This is a genomic window from Paludibacter sp., from assembly GCF_009712605.1.
Classification (GTDB): Bacteria; Bacteroidota; Bacteroidia; order Bacteroidales; family Paludibacteraceae; genus Microbacter.
Map to the genome: position 1 here is coordinate 238,925 of NZ_WASO01000001.1, position 12,915 is coordinate 251,839.

At 39.6% G+C, this 12,915-nt stretch carries 5 protein-coding genes; all 5 read left to right on the forward strand.

Annotated elements, in window-relative coordinates:
• Nucleotides 1-245 precede the first annotated feature (245 nt).
• The 5 genes from F8N35_RS00900 (at nucleotide 246) to F8N35_RS00920 (ending at nucleotide 12,898) form a co-directional block, all read left to right on the forward strand.
• Nucleotides 246-3,548 (forward strand): TonB-dependent receptor, encoded by a 3,303-nt coding sequence (locus F8N35_RS00900; protein ID WP_293049475.1) that lies wholly within the window; start codon nucleotides 246-248, stop codon nucleotides 3,546-3,548.
• Between the two features lie 19 nt (nucleotides 3,549-3,567).
• Nucleotides 3,568-5,301: a RagB/SusD family nutrient uptake outer membrane protein gene (locus tag F8N35_RS00905; RefSeq protein ID WP_293049476.1), complete on the forward strand. Its 1,734-nt coding sequence runs from the start codon at nucleotides 3,568-3,570 to the stop codon at nucleotides 5,299-5,301.
• A 395-nt stretch (nucleotides 5,302-5,696) separates the two neighbouring features.
• Complete coding sequence (locus F8N35_RS00910) at nucleotides 5,697-8,870, forward strand: SusC/RagA family TonB-linked outer membrane protein (RefSeq protein ID WP_293049477.1); 3,174 nt, start codon at nucleotides 5,697-5,699, stop codon at nucleotides 8,868-8,870.
• A 19-nt stretch (nucleotides 8,871-8,889) separates the two neighbouring features.
• On the forward strand, nucleotides 8,890-10,905 hold the full coding sequence (locus F8N35_RS00915) for a SusD/RagB family nutrient-binding outer membrane lipoprotein (RefSeq protein ID WP_293049478.1): 2,016 nt from the start codon (nucleotides 8,890-8,892) through the stop codon (nucleotides 10,903-10,905).
• Between the two features lie 145 nt (nucleotides 10,906-11,050).
• Nucleotides 11,051-12,898 (forward strand): serine hydrolase, encoded by a 1,848-nt coding sequence (locus F8N35_RS00920; RefSeq protein WP_293049479.1) that lies wholly within the window; start codon nucleotides 11,051-11,053, stop codon nucleotides 12,896-12,898.
• Nucleotides 12,899-12,915: the final 17 nt, after the last annotated feature.

Genomic DNA, 12,915 nt, shown 5'->3' on the forward strand with positions numbered 1-12,915 from the left:
TTTTGTATTTCTTTCTGTTATTTTGTTTGTTGGTGGAGAAGTTGAAAAATATTGAATTAAATCTCAATTTTAGGAACCAAACCAATAAATAATAGAACATTCAGCGCAAGCCTTATTGTCAGGGCTGTATTTCCTTATAATTTTTTTATTACTCTTTCTAAATAAGAGACAAAAATGAAACAGCGTATCACATGTCTTCGAGATAAAATTAAAAATAGTTACTAATCTTCAAAACCCCCAAAATTATGACTAAGATGTTTAAGCAAAGATGGTTTTATTTGGGTTGTTGTTTGTTGATGGCATTTTTCACCGTTGTAGGTGCCTATGCTCAGACAAAAACAATCAAGGGAAAGGTGGTTGATGTTTCTAATCAGCCGGTAATTGGTGCTTCGGTTCAAATTAAGGGTACTTCTATAGGTACCATAACCGATGTTAATGGAAATTATGCCGTGAATGCTTCTCCGAAAGATGTTCTGGTATTTACATTTATAGGTTATACGCCAGCTGAACAAGTAGTAGGTAACCGATCTGTTGTCAACATAACACTTGCAGAATCAACAGTCCAGATTCAGGATGTGGTTGTAGTGGGCTATGGAACGCAAAAGAAAGCGAATCTGACAGGCGCTGTGTCTACAGTTGATGTGGGCAAATCGTTGTCTTCTAAGCCTTTTACTGATGTGGGGAAAGGTTTGCAGGGCGCTGTTCCCGGACTTACCGTAACCTATGGCAGTGGAGGAATTACATCAGCCCCCACACTGAATGTTCGGGGATTGGTTTCTATTAATGGGAATAGTACTCCGCTTATTCTTGTTGATGGAATTGTCGTTTCAGACATTACATTAGTAAGCCCAGAAGATATAGAAAGCGTTAGTGTTTTGAAAGATGCAGCATCAACATCAATTTTTGGAGCAAGAGCTGCTGCTGGTGTGATTATGATTAAAACAAAGTCAGGGGCTAAAAACTCAAAATTTAAAATCAGTTATTCAAATAACTTTGCATGGGGAACTCCTACTAAATTACCTAGTTTCCCAAATGATCCTGTAGCAGAAATAAATACAGAAGTTGCTGCATTTGCTCGTCAGGGAAGTGGTTTTGATATGTTTGGAATGCAAGCTCCTCAATTAATAGCTGGGATACAAAACTGGCAGGCAAAGTATGCTAATAACAGGACAAGCAACCAGATGGTGAAAGGAGAAGATTTTGATATGGTTAATGGTACTGCTTATTTTTACCGTATCTGGGATCCTAAAAAGGAAATGTACCAAACAATGCCTTCGCAAAATCATAACATTCAGTTTTCAGGAGGTTCAGACAAGCTCTCTTATTTCTTGTCAGGAACTTATAGCTATCAGGAAGGCATACTTAAGATTCATCCCGATAAGCTGAGCAAATATAATCTCACAGCAGGAGTTAATGCAGATATCAACAAATGGTTAAACTTAGATACTAAATTGACAACCCGTCAGTATAATTACGATTATCCGTATGCATATCAGGATTATATGTATTATATGTGGCGTTGGGGAGCTTATTTCCCATATGGAACGTATGCTGATTCAAATAGTGGCCAAAATTATTATTTCAGAAATGTGAATGGCTATATAGCAAACGCAAATAACTGTACTTTTCGCCAAAACACTCAGAATGTCAATATTGCCGCATCCATTAGACTTACTCAGGATCTGAAATTCAGAACTGAATTTAGTTATATGACGATTAATGGAATGCGTCATGAAACTGGAGGACAAATATCTTTGTGGGACTATTGGTCAGGCGGTTTGGTTCTGAATTCAACGTTGCCAAGTGCTACATATAACGAGACTGACTATACCAGTTCTGTAAACAAACAAATAACCTCTAATAGTTATTTTACCTATGAGAAGCGCTTGGGTAAACATGGTATTAAAGGCATGGTCGGTATGAATGCTGAAAAAGGAGAATTTATACAACAGTATAGCAAAGGATTTGGTTTGATGAATAATTCAATGGGCGAAATCGCATTGGTAACGAATACGTCTTCTCCGGTTATTTATGTTAATCCTACTACAAGTCCTAATTACGGACCAAACCATACATGGTGGTCGGTTGCCGGTTATTTTGCAAGAGCAAACTATGATTTTGATAATAAATACCTTGTTGAGTTGGATGGACGATATGATGGTTCCTCAAACTTTCCTGTTAGTGGAAGGTGGGCGTTCTTCCCATCTGCATCTCTTGGTTGGAGAGTTACCGAAGAACCTTTTATGAAAGAAGTTAAAAAAATAATTACGGACTTGAAAGTTAGAGCATCTTATGGAACAATTGGAAACCAGGACGTTAACACTACAGTCGGTCAAAACTTGTTCTTGCCCACAATGACAACTTCTCAAAATAGTTGGGTGGTTGGGAGTGCCAAAGCTACTTATACAGGTATGCCACAGGTAGTTCCTTTTTCTCTGACTTGGGAAAAAATTAATACGCTTGACTTTGGAGCAGACATGAAATTTTTGGATAATAACTTAGGTGTTTCATTTGATTGGTTTCAAAGAGACAATGTTGGTATGATTTCATCGTCAACCACGCTACCCGCGACATTTGGTGCATCAGTTGCCAAAACTAATGTGGGAAATATGAGAACAAATGGATGGGAAGTTGGTGTTGATTATCACTGGCATTTGAATAACGGCATGCAGTTATATGCCAATGCATCTATGCACGACTATGTCACCAAGATCACTAAATGGGGAGGAAACTCTTCAAATTCATTAGCAACCGGCTATTACAATGGAGAAACATTTGGTGAAATCTGGGGTTTTCAGACAGTTGGTTATTTTAAGGATGCAGCAGATGTTACCAACTCTCCAAGTCAAACCAAATTGCAATCCGGTAGTTTTGTTTTTGGACCTGGTGATATAAAATATGCTGATTTGAATGCTGATGGAAAAATTGATGGTGGCGCATTGACATTGTCTGATCACGGTGACTTGAAGAAAATAGGTAACAGCACACCAAGATATCAGTATAGTTTCAGGCTAGGAGGTAACTGGAAAGGTTTTGATGCTGACGTATTCTTTCAGGGGGTAGGTAAACGTGATTACTGGGCAACCGGTAGCGTGGCATTGCCGGGTTACAGCGGAAGCAGTATTTTCCTGCAACATCAAATGGATTACTGGACAACGTCTAATACAGACGCTACTTATCCAAATCCTTATCAGGGAAATAGTTCGTCAAACTTGTCTGGACAGCAGTATTGGGCAGGACAAGCCAAGAACACCAATTATGGCGCATCGGGGAATAACTTCTACCCACAAACAAAATATTTACTTAATTTGGCTTATTTGAGACTGAAAACAATCACGGTAGGTTATACTATTCCAGCATCGATAACGAAAAAATTAGGAGTAGATAAATTCCGAGTGTATGTTGAAGGAATGAATTTGTTGACTTTTGCGCAGGAAAAAATTCCTGTGGATCCTGAAATTACCGACCAATCAACGACCGGTAACTGGTATGGAGTGACAACACCATTTACGAAAACGTATTCATTTGGTGTTCAGTTATCATTTTAACTCTTAAAGAAATATAGTTATGAAAAAAACAATAAAAACATTGTGTATTGCGCTTGCAACCTTGCCGTTAATTGTAGCATGTGACAATTCGTGGCTGGATAAGCAACCACTGACGCAATTTACCGATAATAGTTACTGGACAAGTGAGGGAAATGTAAAAGCATTCTGCTTGGGTTTTTATTCTCTTTTTGATGGCTTTGGTACAGGAGCATCGTCAAGTATTAGTGCAAATGCAGGTAGTGGAGCTGAATCTGATTTTTACTTTACATCTTTCTCTGATGATCAGGCAAATAATGTTATAGATATTTTTGCAACTGCAGCTCCTGCAACTGCAACTACATGGAATACTCCATATACTTATATCAGATTGTCTAATCTACTGTTGGCACGAATCGATCAGGTTCCTGTAGGTGCTGCCGTGAAAAATCACTATAGAGGGGTAGCTTACTTCTTCCGAGCCATGGAATATTATGACTTAGTAAGACGTTATGGAGATGTGCCTTATGAGAATAAATATCTGGATCAAGACAATGATGCTAGTCAGATTTGGGGTGCAAAAACAGCCAGAAATGCGGTGATGGATAGCGTGTTGAGTGATTTGAATCGTGCTGTAACCATGTTGTATACAAAATCCATGGCGGATACATACACAGGGGTCAATACGGTTAATCAGGATATTGCCAATGCCCTGAAATCAAGAATTTGTTTGTATGAAGGTACATATAGTAAGTATCAATTGAATGATAATGCTCGTGCAACCAATTATTTGAATCAGTGTAAAACAGCGTCAGAAGCAGTGATGTCCAGCTCAGCTTATGCTCTGAATTCAGATTACAGATCTGTCTATAGTTCTCTTGATTTGAGTAATAATAAAGAAGCTATGCTGTATCGAATTTATCTCGATGGGGTAGTCACTCATTCCGTTGTTGGTTATTGTAATAGTAGTACCATTATTTCAGGTTTAACTAAAGATGCAGTGGATGCTTTTTTGTGTACTGATGGTTTACCAATAGGTTTGTCATCCTTGTACAGAGGTGATGATTGCAATGCAACTACACTTTCTATCGGTCAATCAACTCTGAAAAACAGAGATAAACGATTAGCTTCTTCAGTAGATAGTATCTTGTGCTATACAAAAAAACCGAATATCTTAGGATTTACTTCAACTACAGGATACAGAATTTCTCGTTTTGATAACGCAACGCTCACTAAAACTCAAGTTCTGGCACCGAATAACCCGACAGATGCACCGATTTTCTGGTTGCCTGAAGTGCTTTTGAATGAAGCAGAGGCATGCGCTGAGCTGGGAGTATTTACTCAAACGGTTGCAGATAATACAGTAAATAAGTTGAGAGCAAGAGCTGGTGTTGCATCGTTGAATGTGACTAATGTTCCTGATGATCCAAAACGTGATAGTGATGTGTCTCCTCTGTTGTGGGAAGTCCGTCGTGAACGTCGTGTAGAATTGATGATGGATGGATTTCGCTACTGGGATCTTCGTCGTTGGGCTAAATTATCATACCTTAACCCAGCGGTAAAACCAGATATTTTTAAGGGTGCTAAGGCGCCGGCAGGATCAGCAGGGTCTCCAGGCGGACAAGATGCTTTAGGGTATATTCTTCCATATTCGACAGCTACGGCAGCAAAACGTGTGGTTACAGTGCCCAAACATTATTTAGATCCTATTCCAACTGGGCAGTTGAATTTGTACCAAAATGCAAATGTGACATTCCCTCAAAATACGGGTTGGTAATAGTTGTTTATTGTTTTATGAGTAAAAGCCCGGTTAGCCGGACTTTTACTCTTTATTGCAAATAGCTTAGTAATATGTTTTGTTTTTATTGTTTTTGTTGTGGAATAATAAAACATATTTCGCTTTTTTTTATGTGGTAATTTAAATTTCTCTTATCTTTGTCTTTTAATAAATTATTTCAGAACTGCGCTAAAAGAATGCTTCTCGGCAGTTTTCTATTGCTATTGGTGTTAATATGCTATCCTATTGTTAATTCCCCTTGTTAGTTGGGAATGGATGATCCAAGTTGACCTCTTTTTTCTATATGTGATTGATCCCCATCGTTTTTGGTGATGTGATTGTGTCGCTTTATCCAAATTTAAAAATAGTTTTTTTATCTTCAAAACCCCAAAATTATGACTAAGATGTATAAACAAAGATGGTTTTATTTGGGTTGTTGTTTGTTGATAGCATTTTTTACCGTTGTAGGTGCCCATGCTCAGACAAAAACAATCAAGGGAAAGGTGGTTGACGCTTCTGATCAACCTGTAATTGGAGCTTCCGTTAAAATTAAGGGTACTTCAACTGGTACCATTACGGATGCAAATGGCGATTTTGTGATTAAAGCACTGCCTAAAGACGTTTTGGTATTCTCTTTTATAGGATATTCAAGCGCAGAGGAGGCTGTAGGACAAAAGTCTGCTATCAATGTCGTCTTAAAAGAATCGACGGTTCAAATGAGTGATGTGGTAGTGACAGCGATGGGAATTAAAAAGGAGAAGAAGGCGTTGGGATATTCTGTTTCTGATTTGGGTTCGAAGGAGCTCATGAAGAATAAAAACACCAATGTAATTAATTCTCTGGCAGGGAAAGTCCCGGGAGTGAATATTACACAAAGTAGTGGCGCAGCTGGTTCGGGGGCAAGTATTACAATTCGAGGTGGTAATTCCACGTCAGAAGGACGAGACAATCAACCTTTGTTTGTTGTTGATGGAGTGATATATGATAATTCCACATCTGTGATAGGCAATTCTTCAACCGATGGTATGACTCGTGGTAATACGTCTTATTCTAATCGTATTATGGATATTAACCCCGAGGATATTGAATCGATGTCAGTGCTGAAAGGTGCAGCAGCTTCAGCTTTGTATGGTTCTCGTGCTGCCGACGGCGTTATTATTATTACAACCAAAAAAGGATCAGAGGGTTCAGTGAAAGTTGATTTTAGTAGTAAACTGAGTACCTCATGGGCAAATAAACTTCCAGAGGCGCAGACTGAATTTGGACGTGGTTCTTATTCATCCAACGGAGCTTTATCAACCACTACATATAATTCCTGGGGAGATAAGATCGCGGCATCGACTCCTCTATACGACAATATTGGAAAGTTTTTTCAAAATGGTGTCGTATATGACAACAACGTTAGTATAGCCGGAGGATCTAAAAATAGTTCTTTCTTCTTATCAGGTTCTAATTACAATCAAACCGGTATCGTGAAAAAAACCGGTTATGATAAGAGCACTTTTCGTTTCAATGGAGAACAGAAATATGGTAAACTGACTGTGGATGCTAATGCAGCCTATTCTATTGCAAATACAGATAAAACATTAACCAGTTCTGGGTTGTATAATGGTGGTGGTAACGGTACGATGACTGCTGTTTATGGCTGGCCTCAAACTGAGAACATGGCAAAATATTTGAATGATGATGGTTCCAAATATCGGTTGTTTGATGGTGTACTTGATTTAGCAAGTGATACGGAAAACCCTTATTGGATTATTAATAAGGATAAACTTACAGATAAGACAAAACGTTTTACTGGTAGCTTAAGCGCTTCGTTTAAAGTAACGGATTGGTGGGATATAACAGCACGTTTGGGTTATGACCAGTATACAACAGATTCTTATACGTATATAGCTCCGGGATCTGTAGTAAAAGAAACCTATCAGAAAGGACGTTTAAGTAAAAGTGATTATGACTACGCTTATACAACAACGAATGTGATGAGTAATTTTCACAAAGCAGTTGGTGATTTTGATCTGAATTTGTTATTGGGTACTACTACTGAGAATACAGATCGTTCCAATCAAACACACTGGGGATATAATTTTCTTACAACCAGCTCCATCTCTTTTGCCAATATCACTTCAACAAATGAGTTCTTTTCTGATGCAACTGTGCAGAAGCGTTTGGTTGGTGTATATGGAGAATTCCGTGCTGCATACAAGAATTTAGCATACTTGACAGTAACAGGACGTAATGACTGGTCATCTACACTTCCAGTCAAGAACCAGTCTTATTTCTATCCTTCTGTAAGTGGTTCGTTTGTATTTACAGAGTTAATGCCGAAGAATAATATTCTTTCTTATGGTAAAGTGCGTGCCAGTGTTGCTCAAGTAGGTAAGGATGCAAACCCCTATGCTACGTTGACCTATTTGGCTACGCCTATTATTGATGGCTCATATGTAGGCGTTGGTAATTATTACAATGCAGGTAATCCTGAATTGAAACCAGAAATCCAGACTTCTTGGGAAGTTGGTGGTGAATTTAAGTTCTTGAATGGACGTCTCGGGTTGGATTATACCTATTATCATAGTCAGACTAAGAATCAGATAGCATCTCCCCGTTTATCCAATGCCAGTGGTTACATTATGAATTCAATCAATTCTGGTTCGGTAATTAATAATGGGATGGAATTGTCTATTACCGGCAAAGCAATAGTATCAAAGAATTTTGATTGGACGGTTACTTTAAATACTTCATACAACCGTGGTACATTGGGTTCCTTCCTCCCGGGAGTAGATTTCTTCTATGCAACTGATGCTCAGTTTGGAACAATTAAAGCAGCATCTGTGCCTAATGGAGGCAATTTCTTGGCATTGACAGGTACTCGGTTTGCGCGAGAACTCGATACAAACGGACAAGAAATAGCAAAAGGTCGATATCAGGTTGATCCGACAACAGGCTTATATAAACTATCATCTGTTTCAAATGCAATTGTCGGAAACAGAGAACCTAAATTAATAGGTGGGTTAAATAACTCTTTCCGCTACAAGAATCTTACATTATCGTTCCTTCTTGACTTTAGAATTGGGGGGGATGTTTATAATGGAACGGAATGGTATATGGTAACAAATGGTTTAAGCAAAAGAACTATACTTAATGGTCGTGAATCTGTGACAGTTAGTGGCGTGAATAGTTCTACTGAAGCAGACTTTAATCAGACATATTTTGCAGATCAGTCTTATAAGATTGGTAACACAACTTACTCAGGGAAATATATGATTCAACAATATTGGTCTAATTATTCTCAGAATTCTGATAACTTTATTACTACCGTAAATTGGCTGAAATTACGTTCGTTGACATTAAACTATGATCTTTCTGATTTAATAAAAAAACAGAAGGTTATTAAGGGTCTGTCTGTAACGGCAACTGGTACAAACTTATTTACGTGGACTAACTACAAAGGTATGGACCCGGAAGTAAGTGCAGCTGGAGGAACAGGAGGTTCTGGTTCAACAGGTATTGATTATTGTAGTGTGCCTGCAACATCTAGTTTTACTTTTGGCGTAAACGTTACATTTTAATTAACAGAAAGACATGATTATGAAGACATTAAAATATATAGCATTAAGTTGTGTTCTTATGTTTAGCATAAGTTCATGTACCGATTGGTTGGATGTTAATACAGATCCGAGTTCTCCTAACAATAATACAGCTCTGATTGCAAATAGATTGCCTTGGATACAGCATTTCTACATGTATTCTGCAGGGGTGACCAACTATCGTACGGCTTGTCAGGCAGGAGTATTTTATAGTGCTAGTGCGAACCCAAATACATTTTCGGTGACTTGGAAATGTGCTACAGGAAATACTACGACTCCTTATCAGACGTGGTTCGTTGGTGCAGCTACTAATTTAAACGATATGTATGAAGCTGCTCAGAAAGAAGGGGCTTATCATTATATGGCAGTTGCAGAAGTTATACATGCTATGGGATTTATGGAAATGTTGGATTTGTATGGTGAAATTCCTTACACGCAGGCATTAACTAAGGGCATAATTAGTCCTGCCTATGATGATGGTAAAACGATTTATAACGGATGCATTGCTAAGTTGGATGAAGCTATTTCATTATTTAGTAAAACTCAAGAAGCTGGTGCAACAAGCCTTTCTGCGGGTGATATGTGGAATAAGGGCGATGTTAGTAAATGGATTAAGTTGTGCTATGGATTGAAAGCTCGTTATATGCTGAAACTATCTAAAAAAATAGATTTGTTTAAACCGGATGATATTCTGGCTTGTCTTGATAAAGGTCCCCAGTCAAATGCTGATAATACAGTGATTACCTGTTATAATAATTCTACTGATGTGGGTGATTATTTGTGGGGAGACCCTATTATGACCAGTGGCAATTGGGATTATGCCGCATATGGAAATACGCAACGTATTTCTCAATATTATTACAACTTATTGACTAATATGCGTGGTTCTGGAATCGTTGATCCTCGTATGAGTAAGATTGTTCCTGCATGTATGACTAATATTTCATTGGACGCAAGTGGTAAAGTGGCTTCTTATGCTTGGACTCGCTCTTTGCCGGTGGATTTTTATGGAACATCTTCTCGTCTTGTAAATGGAGGGCCTACTTCTATCACTCTTCCTACATATGCATCAAAAAAAGTAAAATTAGCATATACATTCAAAAGTACTTCAACCCGGGATGCATTTGCAGCCGCTCAAGTTGGAAAGCATGCTTATAGAATTGCTAGTGGTGGAACTACTGGAGTTGATACTGTAGAAGTAACGTATCAGCCAGGATCAATCTATGTGAATAGTACCAATTATTTATATGCTGGAGATACTATGTATGTGACCTTACAGAATAACTCATATTTGACTTCTCCTGTTAAATTGAGCACGTTAGATATGAATTGGTATTATTCAACAGCAGCAACAACAGCAGGAGCTGTGGGTTCTACTGGTTCTTTTCAACTTAGGCCGAACTCTGATTTCGAGGTATTGACGTATCACGAGATGTGTTTTATCCGAGCAGAAGTGTTAATGAGAAAGAATAATGGTGGCACACAAGCTGCTTTGGATGCTTATCAGGCAGGTATAAAAGCTCATTTGGATTTTATGCAGGCTAAATTGACATCCTGGAAATCCGCAGGATTTACTAATCCGGATATGTGGCCAATGGATCAAAGTGCTATCGCATCTTATATGACGAGCAATGCTGTTTGCCAAAGCGCAGGTAGTTTGACTATGGCTGATGTTATGTTGCAAAAATATCTGGCAATGGGCTGTAGTATTGAAAATTATAATGATATGCGCCGTTTCAATTTTAGCGCAGGTAATGTTGGCAGCTTTGGTGTTGTCTATCCGGGTTACGATCGTGGACCTTTGTTTGCTGGAGGATCTCAGCTGACCGGAGGTTCAAAGACAGATCCAAAATATTGGATGCGCCGTTGGATGTTGCCATCATCTCTGGAGCTTAACTATAATAGTGCCAATGCGAAGGCCATGAACATCCATTGTGGAGATGCAAATGTTTGGTGCCTACCTATCTGGTGGGATTGTGCTACAGACGATGAATATAATAATTACATCAAAAAATAGTTAGTAATAAATGCTTTGATCCATATTACATATGTATGTAATGTGGGTCAAATTTCATATTTTTCGGGCGGAATAAATTATCTCCAAAGGATGGTTTTTCCGCTCGAATATTTTAGAGCCTTTGATTAATAATTCTTTGGTAAAAATGAAAAAAACAATCGTTCCTCTTTTGCTCTTTCTGGTTTGCTTCGCTCTGAAAGCAGCACAACCCTCCCTTTCTCAGTTGCAATTTGCCGAACGCAACATCGTTCTTTTGCAGGATAAGGCGCAATTGCTTCCTTTGCAGGGGCTCGATACGCTCCGTGTTGCCTGTGTTTCGATGGGAGCTCCCTCTGAAAATGAATTTTCGGTGATGCTGGGAAAATACATGAAGATCAAAACGTTTGCTATTAATCAGTCAAATGTAGATTCAGTTGCGAACAGTTTGCAGCAGTATAATCTTGCCATTGTGGCTATTTTTGGCAATCGTCTTTCGGAAAAAGAGCTGGCTTTTGTTGCTGCTCAAAATAAAACACGTGGAGCAATAGTTTGTTCTTTTGCCAATCCTTCTCAATGGTTGAGCACGGTTGGCAAAAGTGCAGCGCTTGTATATGCTCCCGATGCCGAAGTGGCTTCGCAACAGATGGCTGCCCAGCTGATTTTCGGTGGTATTGCCGCTCAGGGAAAGCTCACGGCTAAACTCGGTAGTTTTAAGAAAGGAGCCGGACTAACCACTCAGGCCATTCGTTTCAAATATACCTTGCCCGAAGATGCCGGTATTGATGGCAAGAAACTGGCAACAAAAATTGACTCGCTGGTGAATGACGCCATTGCACAACAAACTTTTCCGGGCTGTGTGGTGTTGGTGGCCAAAGACCGGAAGGTTGTTTTTACCAAGGCTTACGGCTATCATACCTATCTGAAAGCCGAAGGCGAGAACTATAAAAACGATGTGTTGAACCGCAAAACCGAGGTTGACGATCTGTTCGACCTGGCTTCGGTTACCAAAGTGACTGCGGGTTGTCCGGCCTACCTGAAATTGGTGGACGAAGGAAAAATCAATCTGGATGAGAAATTCAGTACCTACTTTCCTGTTTTGAAAGGAAGTAACAAAGAAAATATTACGGTAAAGGAACTCTTGTGCCACGTGGGTGGCTTGCAGGCCTATTCGCCGTTCTACAAATGGGCGGTGAATACCGACGGTTCCCTGAATTCCAATTATGTTCGTTCCGTACCTTCTGCGGAGTTTCCGATCCGCATCAGCGCGGCGTTGTATGCCCGCAAGGATATTGGAGATTCTATCTATAAAGCCATTGCCAAATCGCTTTTGTTGCCCTCTTATCCGAAACACAAATATGTCTATTCTGACTGGCCTTTTGTGATGACGCCGCCGGTAGTGGAGGCCATCGAACACAAACCGTTTGAAGAGTTCCTTCAATCGACTTTCTACCGTTCTTTGGGAGCGTCGGAGATGATGTTCAATCCCTGGCGGACGATTCCTTTGTCGCGGATTGTACCGACGGAACTGGACAATTTTTTTCGCCAGACGCAGTTGCATGGTTATGTACACGATGAGGCTTCCGGCATTATGGGCGGCCACTCGGCTAATGCCGGTTTGTTTGCCAATGCCAATGACATGGCAAAATTGTATCAGATGTACCTGCAAAAGGGAACTTATGGAGGTAAACGCTATTTTAGCGAAAAAACATTCGACACGTTCAACTCCTGTCCGTTTGAGGGCGAAGGTGTTCGTCGCGGAATCTGTTTTGACAAGCCCGATATGAAAGATGGAAAAGTGGTTGGGCATTCTTATTGCTCATCGCTGGCCAGTCCCGAAGCATTCGGTCATTCGGGCTATACGGGTACCGTAGTGTGGGTCGATCCGACCTGCAATCTGGTCTATATTTTCTTGTCGAACCGCGTCTACCCGACCCGTAACAACGACAAGATTGTGACCACCAAAATTCGAGCCAAGGTACAAACGGCTATTTACGAAGCGATAATGCACAAATAATAATGGGGTTATATTTC